Source organism: Halomonas halmophila, assembly GCF_006540005.1.
In the GTDB taxonomy this organism is placed as follows: Bacteria; Pseudomonadota; Gammaproteobacteria; order Pseudomonadales; family Halomonadaceae; genus Halomonas; species Halomonas halmophila.
The window spans coordinates 28,211-45,484 of sequence record NZ_BJOC01000031.1; the positions used below are offsets into that span (position 1 = coordinate 28,211).

At 64.9% G+C, this 17,274-nt stretch carries 16 protein-coding genes and 2 tRNA genes; 15 read left to right on the forward strand and 3 right to left on the reverse strand.

All coding sequences use genetic code 11. From position 1 onward, the window contains the following. Positions 1-32: 32 nt before the first annotated feature. From HHA01_RS11455 to HHA01_RS11485, 7 genes are all read left to right on the forward strand, one after another. Positions 33-1,076 carry a segregation and condensation protein A gene (locus tag HHA01_RS11455; protein ID WP_141320813.1) on the forward strand — a complete coding sequence of 348 codons (1,044 nt, stop codon included), beginning with the start codon at positions 33-35 and terminating at the stop codon, positions 1,074-1,076. After that, positions 1,073-2,056: an SMC-Scp complex subunit ScpB gene (scpB, locus tag HHA01_RS11460; RefSeq protein ID WP_141320815.1), complete on the forward strand. Its 984-nt coding sequence runs from the start codon at positions 1,073-1,075 to the stop codon at positions 2,054-2,056. The genes HHA01_RS11455 and scpB overlap by 4 nt, the downstream gene beginning before the upstream one ends. After that, entirely contained in the window at positions 2,049-2,912 is an 864-nt protein-coding gene (rluB, locus tag HHA01_RS11465; protein ID WP_141320817.1) for a 23S rRNA pseudouridine(2605) synthase RluB, read from the forward strand. The genes scpB and rluB overlap by 8 nt, the downstream gene beginning before the upstream one ends. Positions 2,913-3,044: 132 nt before the next feature. Then, positions 3,045-3,120, forward strand: a tRNA-Lys gene (locus HHA01_RS11470). Between the two features lie 32 nt (positions 3,121-3,152). After that, positions 3,153-3,228: transfer RNA gene (locus HHA01_RS11475), tRNA-Lys, on the forward strand. A gap of 306 nt (positions 3,229-3,534) precedes the next feature. Then, the gene (gene nadA, locus HHA01_RS11480; RefSeq protein WP_141320819.1) at positions 3,535-4,563 is read left to right on the forward strand and encodes a quinolinate synthase NadA; all 1,029 of its coding nucleotides are present in this window, start codon (positions 3,535-3,537) and stop codon (positions 4,561-4,563) included. 125 nt (positions 4,564-4,688) lie between these two features. Beyond that, a complete protein-coding gene (locus HHA01_RS11485; RefSeq protein WP_141320821.1) occupies positions 4,689-5,789 on the forward strand; it encodes an oxidoreductase in 1,101 nt (366 codons plus the stop codon). A 37-nt stretch (positions 5,790-5,826) separates the two neighbouring features. On the opposite strand, the gene nudE is transcribed toward HHA01_RS11485, so the two are convergent. Beyond that, positions 5,827-6,408 carry an ADP compounds hydrolase NudE gene (gene nudE / locus HHA01_RS11490; protein ID WP_141320823.1) on the reverse strand — a complete coding sequence of 194 codons (582 nt, stop codon included), beginning with the start codon at positions 6,406-6,408 and terminating at the stop codon, positions 5,827-5,829. A gap of 116 nt (positions 6,409-6,524) precedes the next feature. On the opposite strand from nudE, the gene yrfG reads away from it, so the two are divergent. From yrfG to leuA, 6 genes are all read left to right on the forward strand, one after another. After that, entirely contained in the window at positions 6,525-7,205 is a 681-nt protein-coding gene (gene yrfG, locus HHA01_RS11495) for a GMP/IMP nucleotidase (RefSeq protein WP_141320825.1), read from the forward strand. Further along, positions 7,198-7,578, forward strand: a complete 381-nt coding sequence (locus tag HHA01_RS11500; RefSeq protein WP_141320827.1) for an RNA-binding S4 domain-containing protein — start codon at positions 7,198-7,200, stop codon at positions 7,576-7,578. Before yrfG ends, HHA01_RS11500 begins: the two co-directional genes overlap by 8 nt. A gap of 165 nt (positions 7,579-7,743) precedes the next feature. Then, on the forward strand, positions 7,744-8,619 hold the full coding sequence (gene hslO / locus HHA01_RS11505) for an Hsp33 family molecular chaperone HslO (protein ID WP_141320829.1): 876 nt from the start codon (positions 7,744-7,746) through the stop codon (positions 8,617-8,619). Positions 8,620-9,043: 424 nt separating this feature from the next. After that, a complete protein-coding gene (locus HHA01_RS11510; protein WP_141320831.1) occupies positions 9,044-10,624 on the forward strand; it encodes a phosphoenolpyruvate carboxykinase in 1,581 nt (526 codons plus the stop codon). Positions 10,625-10,733: 109 nt separating this feature from the next. Continuing rightward, complete coding sequence (msrB, locus tag HHA01_RS11515; protein ID WP_141320833.1) at positions 10,734-11,231, forward strand: peptide-methionine (R)-S-oxide reductase MsrB; 498 nt, start codon at positions 10,734-10,736, stop codon at positions 11,229-11,231. A gap of 308 nt (positions 11,232-11,539) precedes the next feature. Beyond that, positions 11,540-13,246: a 2-isopropylmalate synthase gene (leuA, locus tag HHA01_RS11520; protein WP_141320835.1), complete on the forward strand. Its 1,707-nt coding sequence runs from the start codon at positions 11,540-11,542 to the stop codon at positions 13,244-13,246. Between the two features lie 96 nt (positions 13,247-13,342). Here leuA and epmB read toward each other — a convergent pair whose 3' ends face one another. Next, positions 13,343-14,359: an EF-P beta-lysylation protein EpmB gene (epmB, locus tag HHA01_RS11525; protein ID WP_141320837.1), complete on the reverse strand. Its 1,017-nt coding sequence runs from the start codon at positions 14,357-14,359 to the stop codon at positions 13,343-13,345. Positions 14,360-14,467: 108 nt separating this feature from the next. Here epmB and efp point away from each other — a divergent pair, with 108 nt between their 5' ends. Both efp and epmA read left to right on the forward strand, forming a co-directional pair. After that, positions 14,468-15,034: an elongation factor P gene (gene efp / locus HHA01_RS11530; RefSeq protein WP_141320839.1), complete on the forward strand. Its 567-nt coding sequence runs from the start codon at positions 14,468-14,470 to the stop codon at positions 15,032-15,034. Positions 15,035-15,234: 200 nt separating this feature from the next. Continuing rightward, positions 15,235-16,209: an EF-P lysine aminoacylase EpmA gene (epmA, locus tag HHA01_RS11535; RefSeq protein ID WP_141320841.1), complete on the forward strand. Its 975-nt coding sequence runs from the start codon at positions 15,235-15,237 to the stop codon at positions 16,207-16,209. Between the two features lie 29 nt (positions 16,210-16,238). Here epmA and asd read toward each other — a convergent pair whose 3' ends face one another. After that, positions 16,239-17,096, reverse strand: a complete 858-nt coding sequence (gene asd / locus HHA01_RS11540; RefSeq protein ID WP_141320843.1) for an archaetidylserine decarboxylase — start codon at positions 17,094-17,096, stop codon at positions 16,239-16,241. Between the last annotated feature and the right edge of the window lie 178 nt (positions 17,097-17,274).

Below are 17,274 nucleotides of genomic sequence, written 5' to 3' on the forward strand. Positions count from 1 at the left end.
CTTCTCGTCCCCTGCAGGAGGCCAGGCCACGCGTGAGCGATACGCCAACGACCGCCGATGGTGAGACAGTCAGCCGCGACCCGGCGCCGTCGGATGCCGGCCCGGACGCCGTAACGAGCGCTGCCGAGCACAGCGCCGCGCAGCGGGCGGCGTCCCTCGGTCGGCTTTTCGATGAGCCGATCACCCAGCTTCCGGAGGATCTTTACATCCCGCCGGAAGCCTTGCGCGTGTTTCTCGAGGCCTTCGAAGGACCGCTCGACCTCCTGTTGTACCTGATTCGTCGCCAGAACCTGGATATCCTGGCCATCGATGTGGCCAGCATCACGCATCAGTACATCGAATACGTGCAGTTGATGAAGGCCATGGAAATCGAGCTGGCCGGGGAGTACCTGCTGATGGCGGCCATGCTGGCGGAGATCAAGTCACGCACCTTGCTGCCGCGCCCGCCGAAACAGAACGAGGAGGACGAGGAAGAAGACCCGCGGGCCGAATTGATCCGCCGGCTTCAGGAATACGAACGGCTCAAGAATGCCGCGGAATCCCTCGGGGATCTGCCGCGCCAGGGGCGTGACTGGTTTCCGGCCAGGGCCGCCTTGCCGCCGCTCGAATCACGGGTGATCCATCCGCATGTCGAGCTCGATGAGCTGCTGGGCGCGCTGGCCGGCATCCTGCGCCGGGCCGAGCTCAACCAGTCGCACCAGATCAGTCGCGAGGTGCTGTCCACCCGCGAGCGCATGCAGGTGATTCTGGGGCGCCTGAGTCATGAACATCACACTCCCTTCGAATCGCTGTTCAGCCTCGAGGAAGGGCGGGCCGGCGTGGTGGTGACCTTCATGGCGATCCTCGAGCTGGCCAAGGAAACGCTGATCGAGATCGTCCAGAATGCGCCCCTGTCTCCGATCCATGTGCGGGCCAGGGCGCAGACCGAGGCGGTCGAGGGCGACGAAGACTTCTACGCTGAGGGCGAGGAGGGAGAAAGTCCCTTTGCCGCCGAGGACGATGGGCAGGATGGCCCGGCGGATGACATGCCGCATGAGAGTGAGCCGCCGCAGGAAGAGGAGCAAGGCTCGGCATGAGTGCCATGGAATATTCCGAGACCCCGCTGGACGAAATCCTCGAAGCGGCCCTGCTGGCGGCAGGCTCGCCCTTGCCACTGGAACGCCTCGAGGCCCTGTTCGATGATCAGGAGCGGCCGTCGCGCCGGGCCCTGCGCGAGTCGCTGGAGCGCGTCGAGTCGCGCCATGAACAGGGCGCCATGGAAATGCTGGAGACCGTCTCGGGGTATCAGCTGCGCATTCGGCCGCGCCTGTCGTCCTGGGTCTCGCGGCTCTGGGACGAGCGCCCGCAGCGCTATTCGCGGGCGCTGCTGGAAACGCTGGCCATGGTCGCCTATCGCCAGCCGGTCACGCGTGCCGATATCGAGGAAGTGCGGGGCGTCTCGGTCAGCGGCTCGATCATGCGCACCCTGTCCGATCGTGGCTGGGTGAGGGTGGTCGGGCATCGCGATGTGCCCGGTCGCCCGGCGGTCTATGCGACCACGCGTGCCTTCCTCGATGACTTCGGGCTGAAGACCCTGGATGAACTGCCGCCGATGCATGAGCTCAAGAGCTTCGGCGAGGAACAGGCCGGCCAGGACGACGCGCCGCCACCGCCCCAGGAGGCCTTGCTGGCGCAGGCGGATGAGCCGCTGGACGCACCGGACGACGCCGCGGCCGAGCAGGCCGGGGAGGGCGCTACAGACGAGACGGCCTCGGCGGATGACGCCGTGAGTCATGATCGCGATGCCACCGACGCGACACGCCCTGATGAAGACGGGGCGCCGGCAGCCGAAGTGGCCGATGAGGCAGACGCCACCGCGTCCGCGGCAGCGACCGAGGACCCGGCATCGGCCGGGACAGCCGATGCCTCAGCAACACACGCCGGGACGGCGTCCGAGCGGATGAGCCCGAGCTTTGCCGATCTGGAAGCCCGGCTCTCCGAGCGTGCTCGAGGCCGCGTCGAGGATGACGCTGCCCCGGGGACGGAATCCACGACAAGTGAGACAGACGATGAGTAACACCAGCGAGAAACTGCAGAAGGTGCTAGCCCGAGCAGGCCTGGGGTCGCGCCGCGAGATGGAAACGGCGATTGCCGATGGGCGCGTCAGAGTCAATGGCCAGGTCGCCACCCTGGGTGACCGCATCGAGCCGCATGACCGGGTGGCGCTCGATGAGCGCCCGGTCACCCTGCGTTCGGCGGCGGAAGTCCCGCGTCGGGTCATCATGTACAACAAGCCCGAGGGCGAGCTCTGCACGCGCAAGGACCCGGAGGGTCGCCGCACGGTCTTCGACCGCCTGCCGCGTCTCAAGGGCGAACGCTGGATCGCCATCGGCCGCCTGGACATCAATACCAGTGGTCTGCTGCTGTTTACCACCGACGGTGAACTGGCCAATCGGCTGATGCACCCGGCGACGCAGATCGAGCGCGAGTACGCCGTGCGTGTCATGGGGGAAGTGACCAAAGGGCAGATCAAGGCCATGGCCGAGGGCGTCATGCTGGATGACGGTCCGGCGCGCTTTACCGATGTTCAGGAGTTCGGTGGCGAAGGGATCAACACCTGGTTCCATGTGGTGATCATGGAGGGGCGCAACCGTGAGGTCAGGCGTCTCTGGGAGTCCCAGAACCTGACCGTCAGCCGCCTCAAGCGGGTGCGTTACGGCAATATCTTCCTCGACAAGCGCACCAAGGCCGGCGAGTGGATCGAGCTCGGTCAGGACGAGATCGACGACCTGGCCGCTCAGGCAGGCCTGGAGTCGCGCCGGGTACCGGAGCTGACGCCGGACGAGAAAAACCGCTGGAGTCGCGACAAGAACAAGCGGCGTCCAGTGCAGGGGGTGCGCAAGCCCAAGGCACCCAGGAATCGTGGCCACTGAGGGGCGTCAGTCTGCCGATCATGAGCAGGGCGGATAACCCGCCGGGACCGGGCAAGGCGGATTCTCGTGCCGAGCATGAAAAAACGCTTGCCACCGAAGGGGGTTATCCGTATTATGTGCACCCGTTCGGCAGGGTCGTTAGCTCAGTTGGCAGAGCAGTTGGCTTTTAACCAATTGGTCGTAGGTTCGAATCCTACACGACCCACCATCCGAACCTGTGCCTGGCCGTCAAGGTCATGCGGGTCGTTAGCTCAGTTGGCAGAGCAGTTGGCTTTTAACCAATTGGTCGTAGGTTCGAATCCTACACGACCCACCAGATTCCGCGCCCCCGTCTCCCCGGAGACGGGGGCGTTCTGTTTGTACGCGCGCCAGCGGCATCGGGCGGGCGCCGCGCCCGCCCCGGGCAGGCTTGCAACCTGGGCGTCGGGGCGTCATCATCAAACAACGTCATTCAGCGGGCAGCCGACATCGCCGAGCGCGAGCCGCATGCCCCGGACGCGGGTCGACCACCGCGATAGACGCATTGGTTGGCCCTCTGGTGTGTCGCGCCGTGCGGAGCGCACGTAGCCCGGCACCTGGTGTAACGCAGGGGGAGCCCCTGCTGGTCACAGTGGTAGACACGATGACGATCATGACTTCCCGTGCCGAGCTGCGCGATCAGCTGGCACGCAGCTATTGCCCGACACGTATCCCCGCCGAGGACGAAGCGCGCGTCGAAGAAATCAAGCGCCTGCTCGAGGACAACAACGCTGTCCTGGTGGCGCATTATTATACCGACGACGCCATTCAGCAGCTGGCCGAGGAAACCGGTGGCTGCGTGGCGGATTCCCTGGAAATGGCCCGCTTCGGTGCGCGCCACCCGGCCGATACCTTGGTGGTGGCCGGGGTGCGCTTCATGGGCGAGACCGCCAAGATCCTGTCCCCCGAAAAGCGCGTGCTGATGCCGACCCTGGAGGCGACCTGTTCGCTGGATGTCGGCTGCCCGGCGGATGAGTTCGCGGCCTTCTGCGATGCCCATCCCGATCGCACCGTGGTGGTCTACGCCAACACCTCGGCGGCGGTGAAGGCGCGTGCCGACTGGGTGGTGACCTCCTCGATCGCCGTGGATGTCATCGAGCACCTTCAGGCCAGGGGCGAGAAGATCCTCTGGGCTCCCGACAAGCACCTGGGCAGCTATATCCAGCGCCGCACCGGAGCCGACATGCTGCTCTGGGACGGTGCCTGCATCGTGCACGAGGAGTTCAAGGCCAAGGGCGTCGAGGATCTCAAGGGGCTCTACCCGGAAGCGGCCGTGCTGGTGCATCCCGAGTCGCCGGAACCGGTGGTCGAGCTGGCCGATGTGACGGGCTCCACCTCCCAGCTGATCAAGGCGGCCAAGGAGCTGCCCCAGCAGGAGCTGATCGTGGCCACCGACCGCGGTATCTTCTTCAAGATGCAGCAGGCGGTGCCCGACAAGACGCTCTTCGAGGCGCCCACGGCGGGCGATGGCGCGACCTGCAAGAGCTGCGCCCACTGCCCGTGGATGGCGATGAACGCGCTGGACAACCTGGCCGGTGCCCTGCGCCATGCCAGCGGCGAGATCCGCGTCGATGAAGCCCTGCGTCTGCGGGCCCTCAAGCCGCTGGAGCGCATGCTCAACTTCAACGCCTGAGGCTCACCAGCGCCGACAGGGGTGTGGTACGTTATCTGACACGGCCCGACTGACGTTTTTGGTTTCGATGACGCCGGCCGCTGATGCGGCCGGTGCCTTTTCTTTGTTGTTCAGGACGCCTCGTTATGAAGACGCAGACCCTCAATGTTGGCCTGGTCGGCTTCGGCATGGCCGGCAGGACCTTTCATGCGCCCCTGGTCGCGGCAGCGCCTTGGCTGGAGCTGTCCGCCGTGGTCAGCGGTGACGCCGCCAAGGTGCAGGCGGTCTACCCCGGGATGACGGTGCATGACAGGTCCCAGACCTTGTTTGCCGACCCGGAAATCGACCTGGTGGTGATCGCGACCCCCAACGAATGGCACTTTCCGCTGGCCAAGGCGGCGCTGGCGGCGGGCAAGCATGTGGTGGTCGACAAGCCCATGGCGGTGTCGCTGGCCGAGGCTCGCCAGCTGAAAACGCTCGCCGAGAATGCCCAGCGGCTGTTGAGCGTCTTCCACAATCGCCGCTGGGACAATGACTTCCTGACGCTCAAGGCCCTCTTCGAGCGCGGCGATCTGGGCCGTATCACGGCGCTGGAATCGCGCTTCGACCGTTTCCGCCCGCATGTCGGCGATCGCTGGCGCGAGCACCACAGGCCCGGCAGTGGGGTCTGGTTCGACCTGGGGCCGCATCTGCTGGATCAGGCCCGCGAGCTGTTCGGCATGCCGCGCGCCATCCTGCTGGAGCTCTCCAACGCGCGGGACGGGGCCGAGATCGACGACGATTTTCTCGCCGTGCTGGATTACGACGCAGGTCCGCGTGTCACGCTGAGCGCCAGTTCGCTGATTGCCGAGCCGACACCGCGTTTCGCGGTGCATGGCACCCGCGGCAGCTTCACCAAGTACGGACTCGATCCCCAGGAAGACTGGCTCAAGGCGGGGGCGATACCGGAGCCCGGCTGGGGCGTGGATGAGACGCCGGCCCGCCTGATGCTCGATGAAGGGCAGGGCGAGGAGATCGACCTGGTGCGCCATGAGCTGCCCTGTGAGGCCGGTGATTATCGCGCCTACTATGACGCCATCGCCGAGACCCTGTTGCATGGCACGCCGCCCCCGGTCACGGCCGAGAGTGCCCTGGACACCATGGCGCTGCTCGAGGCCGGGCTGGACAGCTATCGCCAGGGGCGCTGGGTCAAGCTCAAGGAAGGTAACGGCGCGCGCCGCCGCCTGCTTCACGGCAAGGGCGAGTGATGCCCGAGCGTCCCCGGCGGTTCGCTCGGGGACGCGCTCACCACAGCAGGGAGGTGCTCGGCTCGGCGCGCAGCTTGTCGCGGGCAATGAACAGCGCGGCAATGGCGCGGGCTTCATGAAAGTCTTCGCGTGCCAACAGCGCGCCGATGTCGTCGAGGGCATGCGTCTCGACGATCAGTGGCTCGGGTTCGTCACCGGGCAGGCGTTTGGGGTAGAGGTCGCTGGCGAGGATCACCTGCATGCGGTGGCGCATGTAATTGGGGGCCAGGCTCAGCTCCACCAGTGGCTCGAGGCGGTGCGCGCCGAAGCCGCATTCCTCCATCAACTCCCGGTTGGCGGCGGTGATGATATCTTCCCCGGGGTCGACCAGCCCCTTGGGCAGGGTCAGGGCATAATCTTCCAGGCCGGCCGCGTACTCGCGGATCAGGAGCACATGCTCCGGGTCGGGCATGGCGACGATCATCACGGCACCGCTGGCATTGGCATTGCCGCCCAGGCGCTCGAAAGTGCGCTCGGCGCCATTGGCAAAGCGCAACTCCATTTCCTCGATGCGGAACAGGCGGCTGGATGCCAGGTCGCGGCGTGCCAGTACACGGGGTTTGTCGAGAGGTTCGCTCATGCGGTCTCCAGTCAAGGGCGAGGCGGGCCTGCTGAAATGCGTCCCTGTTGTCTATTGGTTACACTACCACGTCTGTTAAGCCCACGAGACGCTACCGCGCCGCCCGCGAGGATTCCATGATTGACTGGCGTGCCATTGATACCGTCCTGCTGGACATGGACGGGACCCTGCTGGACCTGCACTTCGACAGCCACTTCTGGCTGGAACACCTGCCGCGCCGTTATGTGGAGCTGCATCGCCTGGATGATGCGACCCAGGAAGAGGTGCGTGCCCGTATCATTCGCGAACAGGGTAGCCTGGACTGGTACAGCCTGGCCTACTGGCGCCGTGAGCTCGGCGTCGACATCGTCGCCCTGAAGCGCGAGGTTCAGCACCTGATCGGCCTGCGCAGTGATGCGCTGGACTTCCTGAACTGGCTCAAGCAGGCCCATCCGCGTGTCGTGCTGGCGACCAACGCGGATCGCGAGAGCCTGGAGCTGAAGTTGCCGCTGACCGGCCTGGAAGCGTATCTGGATGCGGTCGTGTCCTCCGCGGATGTCGGGGCGCCCAAGGAAGAGCAGGCGTTCTGGTGGGCTCTCCAGGAAATCGAACCCTTCGATCCGGAACGAACGCTGTTCATCGATGACAACCCTTCGGTGCTGGAAAGCGCCCGCGAGTTCGGCATTCGCCACTTGCTGGGCATTCTTCAGCCCGACAGCCGGCGCCCGGAGCGTCGGATCGAGTCGTTCATCGCCCTGGACCGCTTCGCCCGGCTGTTGCCGCAGGACTTGCCGCCGCAGGAGGATCCCCATGGATAACGTCAGGCTGGATAAATGGTTATGGGCGGCGCGTTTCTTCAAGACGCGAGCCCTGGCCAAGAAGGCCATTGAAGGAGGCAAGGTCCACTACAACGGTGGACGAGCCAGGACCAGCAAGCATGTCGAGGTGGGGGCCCTGATTCGTGTGCCTCAGGGCTGGGACACCATGGAAGTCGAGGTGCTGGCGCTCTCCGAGCAGCGTCGCGGTGCGCCGGAAGCCCGCGAGCTGTACCAGGAAACCGCGGAGAGTGACAAACGCCGCCGCACCGAAGCCGAACAGCGACGCCAGGCCAAGCAGGTCATGCAGCACCCCTTCAAACGCCCCGACAAACGCGACCGGCGCGAAATCAAACGGTTCATGCGCGGGGAGTAATGACGTAAGGGAAAAGAGGTAAGGGGTAAGGGGTAAGGAGCAAGGGTGTGGCGCTGGTGCAGATCGCATATGTCCACCGCTTTCTTCTTCCTTCTTCCGTCTTCCTTCTTTGCCCCTGCCGTGCACTTTCCCGCTGACCTCTCAACCCAATTCCAGGCAGTACTCATGACGGATCAGATACAACGTTTTCTCTTCGATAATACCAACGTGCGCGGTGAGGTCGTCTCGCTTCAGCAGGCTTATGCCGAGGTGGTCGAGCGGCATGACTATCCGCCGGCGGTGACGCGTCAGCTGGGTGAGCTGCTGTCGGCAGTTGCGCTGCTGACCGAGACCATCAAGCTGAATGGCACCATGAGCATCGAAGTGCGCGGCAAGGGGGCGCTGTCCCTGTTGATGGCGGAGTCCAATCCCGGCGGCGAGCTGCGTGCCATTGCCCAGCTCGACGAGAATGCCGCGATTCCGGATGAAAACGCCGGCTTTGCCGAGCTGCTCGGAGAGGGGCAGATCACCATCACGCTGGATCCCGACGAGGGCCGTCGCTATCAGGGCATCGTCACCCTGGAACAGGACAATCTGGCCGGATGTCTGGAAGATTACTTCAGCCGTTCCGAACAGCTGCCCACCCGCCTGTGGCTGGCGGCGGACGATCAGCGCTGCGCCGGCGTCATGCTGCAACGCCTGCCGGACGAGTCGTTGAATCAGGATGAGGACGCCTGGGAGCGTATGGTTCACCTCACCGACACCCTGAAGAACGACGAGTTGCTGTCGCTGGAGCACCATGAGCTGCTGCATCGGCTCTTCCATGAAGAGCAGGTGCGTGTCTTCGATCCCAAGGCACTGCACTTTTCCTGCAACTGTTCGCGGGAACGCATTGCCAGTGCGCTGTTGACGCTGGGAGAGGAGGAGTTGCGCGATATCCTGGCCGAGCAGGGCGGTATCGCCACCCAGTGCCATTTCTGCAACACCCGCTATGAATTCACCGCGGCCGAAGTCGACGCCATGCTGGAGGATCCGTCAGCGGAGCCGCCGACGGTTCATTAGGCTTCCCTCGGTATCTTGGGAAGCTGCCTGCGCTCGGTGTGGTCTTCCGCCCCAGCCTGGTCTGTGGTGTGGGCAGGGTGGCGTGTATGAAAACTACCGATAGTGGCGACTTTGTCATGCAAGTTGCCGGCGCGGCCCGTGTTCTGTCTTCATCCTCGAGCAGGCTGTGCGGGGCGGGCCGGCATCGGGGTGGATCATGAGGTGATCGGGCTTGATGTAGTAGGAAAACTACATGAACGTCGGGCAATGTCGGCGTTTCCCGCCGCACGGGTTTTTGCCATAATGCGCGCACTCATCCTTCAGCGGGTGTTGCCCAAGACGAGACGGGTAACCGCATGCGACGCCTGCAGGATGGGCTGAGACGCGTCCAGGAAGACGCCCGGCAAACCGAGAGAGAATTGGCCGCAAGGCCCCAGGAATCGACATGACCACGACTCAAGCCGTCCCCGCAACTGCCAGCACGCAGCCCGCCATTGCCCATGTCAATCTGAGCAGCGCCGAGTTGATCGAGCGTGCCGTGGCCAATGGTGAAGGCCGTCTGGCGGCCAATGGTGCCTTGGTGGTGAATACCGGTGAGCGTACCGGTCGTTCCCCAACGGATCGTTTCATCGTCGACGAGCCGTCCACCAGCGGCAAGATCGACTGGGGCAGTGTCAATCGCCCCTTCGATGCGGACAAGTTCAGTGCCCTCTGGGAGCGTGTCGAGGCGTATCTCAACGCCCGCGAGCGCTACGTCTCCGAGCTGCATGTCGGCAGTGATCCGGTGCACTATCTGCCGGTCAAGGTGACCACCGAAACGGCCTGGCACAATCTCTTCGGCCGCACCATGTTCGTGCGCCCCGAGCTCTACAACCCGGCGACCAAGGGTGAGTGGACCATCCTCAACGCGCCCTTCTTCGAGTGCGATCCGGCCCGCGACGGCACCAACTCGGAAGGCACGGTGATCATCAACTTCGCCGAGCAGAAGGTGCTGATCGCCGGCATGCGCTACGCCGGCGAGATGAAGAAGGCGATGTTCTCGGTGCAGAACTTCCTGCTGCCGGACGCCGACGTGCTGCCCATGCACTGCAGTGCCAATGTCGGCGAGGATGGCGAGACCACGCTGTTCTTCGGCCTGTCGGGCACCGGCAAGACCACCCTGTCCGCCGATCCGGCACGCTACCTGATCGGTGATGATGAGCACGGCTGGGGTGTGGGTACCGTCTTCAACGTGGAAGGCGGTTGCTATGCCAAGTGCATCGATCTGTCCGAGCAGAATGAGCCGGTCATCTGGAATGCCATCCAGTTCGGCACCGTGCTCGAGAACGTGGTGCTCGATGATCGCCGCCAGCCGGATTACGCCGATGGCAGCCTGACGCAGAACTCGCGGGCCGCTTATCCGCTCGAGCATGTCGAGAAGCGTGTCCCCGAGAACCGGGCCGGCGAGCCCAATGCCATCGTCTTCCTGACCTGCGACATGAGCGGGGTGCTGCCGCCGGTGTCGGTGCTGTCCAAGGAAGCCGCGGCCTATCATTTCCTGTCCGGCTATACCGCCAAGGTGGGCTCCACCGAAATGGGCGCCTCCGAGGGGCTGGCCGCGACCTTCTCGACCTGTTTCGGGGCGCCATTCTTCCCGCGTCCGGCGCGCGAGTACGCCGATCTGCTGATCAAGCGCGTCGCCGAGCAGGATGCCCAGGTCTACCTGGTCAACACCGGCTGGACCGGTGGCGCCTATGGCGAGGGTGGCGCGCGCTTCGCGATTCCCACGACCCGCGCCATCATTCATGCCATCCAGACGGGCATGCTGCGCGATGTAGAAACCAAGCGCATCGCCGGCCTCAACCTGGATGTGCCGACCGCCGTGCCGGGTGTCGAGACGCGCCTGCTCGACCCGCGTGAAACCTGGTCCGATCAGGCGGCCTATGACCGTCACCTGCATGAGCTGGCCGCCAAGTTCGTCGACAACTTCAGGAAGTTCGACGGGGTCAGCGAGGCCATCGTGCAGGCCGGTCCGCAGATCGACTGAGTCGACTCGTGAACCCTCGGGGCGCCCGGGAGTCGAAAGCGGGGAAGGGTGACCTTCTCCGCTTTCTTGCGTGAGGGGTTCGGCCATCTACCGAACGAGGAGCCATACCATGCAGCGTCGTCATTTTCTTGGCCTGCTGGGGCTGGGCGGGCTTGCTGGCCTGGCGCCGGGCATTGCCAGTGCCCGGCCCAAGCCGGATCTGTCCGCCGCCCCGGGGCTGGAGCCCCTGGAGCTGAGTGAAGCCGAATGGCGTGACAGGCTCTCCGACGAAGAGTTCGAGGTGCTGCGCGAAGCCGGCACCGAACCGGCCTTTTCCAGCCCGCTGGACCAGGAGAACCGCGAGGGCACCTATCACTGTGCCGGCTGCGATCTGCCGCTGTTCGAGAGTCACATGAAGTATGACTCCGGCACCGGCTGGCCGAGCTTCTTCACCCACATCGAGGGCCATCTGCTGGATGAGCTGGATCTGGTCTTGCTGATCCCGCGAACCGAGTATCACTGCGCACGCTGTGGTGGCCACCAGGGTCATGTGTTCGATGATGGCCCCGAGCCCACCGGTCTGCGTTGGTGCAACAATGGCCTGGCACTGACCTTCAAACCGGCTTGATGGCTTGACATCCGGTCCCGCGCCTGATTTTCTAGACACATGAACATGAATCGCGCCAACCTCGTTCTCGACCTACGACTACTAGCCCGCCGCTGAGCGCGCCGGGCGACGTTGATGTCGCCCATTCGTACGTCGACAACGAGGTTGCAGCATGTTCATCGCCATACCCAATGCCCAGATTCCCGCCTTTCGTGACGCATCCGTCTGCCGCTGCGCAACGTCTGGTGAAGTGTCCTGCGCCCCGCTTGCCTTTCGGCAGGCGGGGCGTTGTCATTTGGAACCGTCAATGTCTCAGGGAGAACGCCGCCATGATGCTCGATAATCCTTCCACCAAGTACCGCCCGTTCGTGGGCGTCGACCTGCCGGACCGACAGTGGCCGAGCCGGCGCATTGAGGCGCCGCCCCAGTGGTGTGCGGTCGACCTGCGTGATGGCAACCAGGCGTTGATCGATCCCATGGACCAGGAGCGCAAGCAGCGCCTGTTCGACCTGCTGGTCAGGATCGGCTTCAAGCAGATCGAGGTGGGCTTTCCCTCGGCCTCGCAGACCGATTTCGATTTCGTGCGCTCCCTGATCGACAACGACAAGGTGCCCGAGGATGTGCACATCCAGGTGCTGACCCAGGCGCGCCCGCATCTGATCGATCGCACCTTCGAGGCCCTGAAGGGCGCCAGAAACGCCATCGTGCATGTCTACAACGCTACGGATCCGGTATTTCGGCGCGTGGTGTTCAACGTCAACCAGGCCGAGTGCGTGCAGATCGCCGTGGATGCCACGACGCGCATCCGCGAGCACATGGCGGCCGCGCCGGAGACCCACTGGACCTTCCAGTATTCGCCGGAGCTGTTCTCGACCACCGAGATGGACTTCGCCGTGGAAATCGTCGATGCGGTGTCGGCCACCTACGAGCCCACCAGCGAAAAGCCGATGATCGTCAACCTGCCGGCCACCGTGGAGTGCGCGACCCCCAACAACTATGCCGACCAGATCGAGTGGTTCTGCCGCCACGTGGCCAGGCGCGACTGTCTGATCGTCAGCGTGCACCCGCACAATGACCGGGGGACCGGTGTCGCGGCCGCCGAGCTGGCGGTCATGGGCGGTGCCGACCGTATCGAGGGCTGCCTGTTCGGCAACGGGGAACGCACCGGCAATGTCGATCTGGTCACCCTGGCCATGAACCTCTATACCCAGGGCGTGCATCCGCAGCTGGACTTCTCGAACATCACGCCGGTCATGCGCGAGGTCGAGTACTGCAACCAGCTGCCGGTGCACCCGCGCCACCCCTATGTCGGCGACCTGGTCTTCACGGCCTTCTCGGGCTCGCATCAGGATGCCATCAAGAAGGGCATGGCGGCACGCCGCGAGGATCCGGACGGTGTCTGGGCGGTTCCCTACCTGCCGATCGACCCGCTCGACGTGGGGCGCAGCTATGAGGCCGTGATCCGCGTCAACAGCCAGTCCGGCAAGGGCGGGGTGTCCTATCTGCTCGAAGAGGAACACGGCATCGAGCTGCCGCGTCGCCTGTCCATCGAGTTCAGTCAGGTGGTGCAGGAAGTCGCCGACCGGCTCGGCAAGGAAATCACGTCCGAGATGATCTATCAGGCCTTCCGTGACGAATACCTGGAGAAGAACCAGCCATTCGCCCTGGCCAGCCATCGCATGTCCTCCGAGCCCGACAGCCCGGTAGTCAATCTCGAGGCAACCATCGAGGAAGGCGGCGAACGGCGCACCATCCAGGGGCAGGGCAATGGCCCGCTGGCCGCCTTCGTCAAGTCGCTGGTCGCCGAAGGCCACGACGTCGAGATCATCGACTACCACGAGCACTCGCGGGGGCAGGGCTCCGACGCCGAGGCCATCGCCTATGTCGAGGTGCGCATCAACGGCGAAGCCGTGTTCGGCGTCGGTACCGACGAAAGCATCACCAGCGCCTCGATCAAGGGCGTACTCAGCGCCATCAATCGCCAGCTCTCCAACGAAGCCCCGGCACCCAATGTGACGGTGGAAACGCTGGCCTGAGCCCTGAGAGATGCGGCTACGCCGCTAGAAGAAGGAAGACCGGCGCTTCGCGCCTTGAAGAGGGAAGAGGAACCGCTATCCTGGCTTCTTCCTTCTTCATAGCGGTGTCTTGCTGGCTTCGCCGGGGATTTCCCTGACCAGCCTCGGCATCAAAAAGCCCGGCAGGGTCGTGCGCAGTTCGGCGACCAGGCTGCGTGCGGTGTCGTCGTCGATGTCGAAGTGAGCGGCGCCTTCCACCGGGTCCAGCACGTGCAGGTAGTAGGGCAGGATGTCGGCTTCGAAGAGTCGTTCGGACAGCTCGGCCAGGGTCGTTACCGAGTCGTTGACGCCGCTGAGCAGGACGCTCTGGTTGAGCAGGGTCACGCCGGCCTGGCGGAGTCGCTGGCACGCCGAGATGACGCTGTCGTCAATCTCCGCGGGGTGATTGATGTGCAGCACCATGACCTTCTGCAGGCGAGTCCTGCCGAGCCAGTCCAGCAGGGCGTCATCGATGCGGTCCGGGATGACCACGGGCAGCCGTGTGTGCAGCCGCAGTCGTTTCAGATGCGGAATGGCCTCGAGCTGGTCCACCAGCCAGCCCAGCTGGCGGTCATTGGCCGCCAGGGGGTCGCCGCCGGACAGGATGGCTTCCCGGATGCTGGTGTCCTGGCGCAGGTAGTCCAGGGTGTCGGCCCACTGGGCGCGCGAGGGGGCGTTTTCCTCATAGGGGAAGTGGCGTCGAAAGCAGTAGCGACAGTTGATGGCACAGGCCGGGCTGGTGATCAGCAGGACGCGCCCGGCGTACTTGTGGATCAAGCCGCGGCGGGCGGTGTGCTCGCGTTCTTCCAGGGGGTCGCTGACGAAGCCGGGGGTCTGCTGTTGTTCGGCCTCCAGCGGCAGCACTTGGCGCAGCAGGGGGTCATGCGGGTCGCCCGGGCGCATGCGCGACAGGTAGGCTTCCGGTACACGCACCTCGAACAGGGCATGGCCGGCCTCGGCGCCGGGCCACCACTGCGCGTCGAGCGCCAGGCGGCGACACAGCTCGCGGGGGTCGCGAATGGCATGGGCCAGCTGCCGCTGCCAGGTGTCTGCCGAGCCATGGCGCTGCAAAGGGATGGGGCTTCGGGTTATCATGCGCGACACCTATCGAGGCGAGCGAGGGGGCAACCCTCGACCACTATCATTTGCTTGCTCGCGCCCGGGAGCATCATGCCCGGCGCGACGGAATATGGAATCACTCTCATGGCGAATTATTCTACCAATGAATTCAAGGGCGGTCTGAAGGTCATGCTGGATGGTGACCCCTGCGCCATTCTCGAGAATGACTACGTCAAGCCCGGCAAGGGCCAGGCCTTCAATCGCGTCAAGCTGCGCAACCTGATGACAGGCCGTGTCTGGGAGCGCACCTTCAAGTCCGGCGAGTCGCTGGAAGCCGCCGATGTGCTCGAGCTCGACATGGAGTATCTGTATACCGATGGCGAGATGTGGTACTTCATGCTCAGTGACGGCTCCTTCGAGCAGTACCCGGTGGAGAGGAAGGCGCTGGGCGAGACCGAAAAGTGGCTCAAGGAGCAGGTGGTCTACACGGTGACCCTGTGGAATGACAATGTCATCAATGTCACGCCGCCCAACTTCCTCGACTTGGAGGTCGTACAGACCGACCCCGGCCTGAAGGGCGATACCGCCCAGGGCGGCTCCAAGCCGGCCACGCTCTCTTCGGGTGCCGTGGCGCGCGTGCCGCTGTTCATCAACGAGGGCGAAGTCCTGAAGATTGATACGCGGACGGGCGAGTACGTCGGCCGCGCTTGATTTCGGGCCCTTCCTACGCTCGCTCATACGGCGTTGACTCCTGGGGGCGGCTTGCTCATTTAGCGCTGCTAAACTCCGCCGCCTTACCCATGAGTCGCCTTGTCTGAGCATCGCTCGGAGAGGGCGCTAGCTGGGCGGGACTCGCCTGCAAGGCCACATTCTTTCGGGTGTGGCCTTTGTCGTCTCTGGAGGAAACATAGATGTCGATGGATTGGCGGCCCTCGGCCGATATCGAGACGTTGCGCGAGCGCGCGCGGTTGATTGGGGAGGTGCGGGCCTTCTTCGCCGAGCGCGGGGTCATGGAAGTGGAAACACCGGTGCTCGGCCGGGCGGGCAGCACGGATGTGCATCTGGCCTCCCTGCATTGCACAGCCACCACGCCGGCGGGGCGGCAGCCACTGTGGCTGCAGACCTCGCCGGAGTTCCACATGAAGCGCCTGCTGGCCGCCGGCAGCGGGCCGATCTTCCAGCTGGCCCGCAGCTTTCGGGATGGCGAGGTCGGCTCGCGTCACAATCTCGAGTTCACCATGCTGGAGTGGTATCGGCCGGGGCTCGACCTGGATGGTTTGATGGCGGAGACCGAGGCGCTGATCCGCCGGCTGTTGCCAAGCGACCCCGGCGCGCTACGGCGCCATCGTTATCGTGAGCTGTTCCGCGAGGACCTGGATCTCGACCCCTTCCATGAGCCGCTCGAAGCCCTGCGCCGCCTGGCCACCGAGCGGGGCGGGCTCGATATGGCCGAGGCCTGTCGCGACGATTGTCTCGACCTGCTGATGAGCCTTGTCATCGAACCGCGACTGGGCCGGGATGGCCTCGATGTCGTGCTGGACTACCCGGCCAGTCAGGCGGCGCTCGCCCGCCGCCATCGCGATCCGGAAGACGGCGAGTGGGTTGCCTCGCGCTTCGAGGTCTACGTGAATGGACTCGAGCTGGCCAACGGTTACGACGAGCTCACCGACGCCGAGGAGCAAGGCACTCGCTTCGCTGAAGATAACGCCGCCCGCCGCGCGGCCGGTCTGCCCGAAGTGGACGTCGACCGGCACCTGCTGGCCGCCCTCGAGGCCGGCATGCCCGAGGCCAGCGGAGTGGCCCTGGGCCTGGACCGGCTGATCCAGCTGGCGCTGGGCAAGGCCAGTGTGGCCGAGGTCATGGCCTTCGCCACGCCGCGCGCCTGAGGCCTGCGCGCCGCTGAAGGTGTCGCGCGTCAGTCGGCGGCGTGCGCCTCGCCGCTCGTCTCGCCCAGGCGCTGGCCCATCTGCACCTTGCCGCCGGCCTCGAGGGTGTCGAAGTCCAGCGAGTCGGCGAAGGCCATGACCACGGTGGAACCCAGCTTGAAGCGCCCCATCTCGGCACCTTTCTTCAGGGTGATGGGGGTGTCGAAGCCCAGGCGCTGGACAGCGTGGCGCGGCAGGGGAGCGATCTGCCCGGCCCAGACGGTCTCGATGCCGGCGACGATCATGGCGCCGACCAGCACCATGACCATGGGGCCGTGTTCGGTGTCGAAGTGGCAGACCAGGCGCTCGTTGCGCGCGAACAGGCCGGAGACGTGCTGTGTGGTGGCGTGGTTGACCGAGAACAGCCGGCCGGGCACATAGACCACCTCGCGCAGGGTGCCGGTCAGCGGCATGTGCACGCGGTGATAGTCGCGCGGCGACAGGTAGACCGTGGCGAAACTGCCGTGGCGATAGCGTGCCGCGGTGCTGTCGTCACCGCCCAGCAGGTCGCCGATGGTGAACTCATGCCCCTTGGCCTGGACCAGGCGGCCCTGAGCGATGGCGCCGAATTGAGACAGGGTGCCATCCGCCGGCGACACCACACCCTGGCCCAGCGGCCGCGCGCCTTCCTTCAAGGGGCGGGTAAAGAATTCATTGAAGGACGGATAGGCACTCGACTCGGGTTGCTGCGCCTCGCTCATGTCGACCCGGAAGCGGCGAATGAAGGCCCGAATGGCCAGGTTCTTGACCGCCGTCACCCGGCAATCGGCGAGACGCCCCACCAACCGCGACAGCAGGTGGTGGGGCAGGGGGTACTGAACGAGCGCAAAGAGCTTGGATGGGGTCACGGCACGGGGTTCCTTGGTGTGGGCTGGGGCTGGAAGAACGCGGCTGGCGCCGCTTGAAGAGGGAAGAACGGCGCTTCGCGCCTGGAAGAGGGAAGGAAACCACCCGGGCTTCGCCCGGAGCTATAAGCCGTAAGCTTTAAGCTGGAAGAAAAAACCTTGATTCCATGCCGTCGGGGCT

Excerpts from the sequence above, each read along its gene's own strand:
- epmA (WP_141320841.1), top strand. The coding sequence starts at position 15,235 with ATGTCGATGGATTGGCGGCCCTCGGCCGATATCGAGACGTTGCGCGAG.
- HHA01_RS11485 (WP_141320821.1), top strand. The coding sequence starts at position 4,689 with ATGAAGACGCAGACCCTCAATGTTGGCCTGGTCGGCTTCGGCATGGCC.
- HHA01_RS11500 (WP_141320827.1), top strand. The coding sequence starts at position 7,198 with ATGGATAACGTCAGGCTGGATAAATGGTTATGGGCGGCGCGTTTCTTC.
- HHA01_RS11510 (WP_141320831.1), top strand. The coding sequence starts at position 9,044 with ATGACCACGACTCAAGCCGTCCCCGCAACTGCCAGCACGCAGCCCGCC.
- epmB (WP_141320837.1), bottom strand. The coding sequence starts at position 14,359 with ATGATAACCCGAAGCCCCATCCCTTTGCAGCGCCATGGCTCGGCAGAC.
- msrB (WP_141320833.1), top strand. The coding sequence starts at position 10,734 with ATGCAGCGTCGTCATTTTCTTGGCCTGCTGGGGCTGGGCGGGCTTGCT.
- efp (WP_141320839.1), top strand. The coding sequence starts at position 14,468 with ATGGCGAATTATTCTACCAATGAATTCAAGGGCGGTCTGAAGGTCATG.
- yrfG (WP_141320825.1), top strand. The coding sequence starts at position 6,525 with ATGATTGACTGGCGTGCCATTGATACCGTCCTGCTGGACATGGACGGG.
- nudE (WP_141320823.1), bottom strand. The coding sequence starts at position 6,408 with ATGAGCGAACCTCTCGACAAACCCCGTGTACTGGCACGCCGCGACCTG.
- leuA (WP_141320835.1), top strand. The coding sequence starts at position 11,540 with ATGATGCTCGATAATCCTTCCACCAAGTACCGCCCGTTCGTGGGCGTC.
- scpB (WP_141320815.1), top strand. The coding sequence starts at position 1,073 with ATGAGTGCCATGGAATATTCCGAGACCCCGCTGGACGAAATCCTCGAA.
- rluB (WP_141320817.1), top strand. The coding sequence starts at position 2,049 with ATGAGTAACACCAGCGAGAAACTGCAGAAGGTGCTAGCCCGAGCAGGC.
- hslO (WP_141320829.1), top strand. The coding sequence starts at position 7,744 with ATGACGGATCAGATACAACGTTTTCTCTTCGATAATACCAACGTGCGC.
- nadA (WP_141320819.1), top strand. The coding sequence starts at position 3,535 with ATGACGATCATGACTTCCCGTGCCGAGCTGCGCGATCAGCTGGCACGC.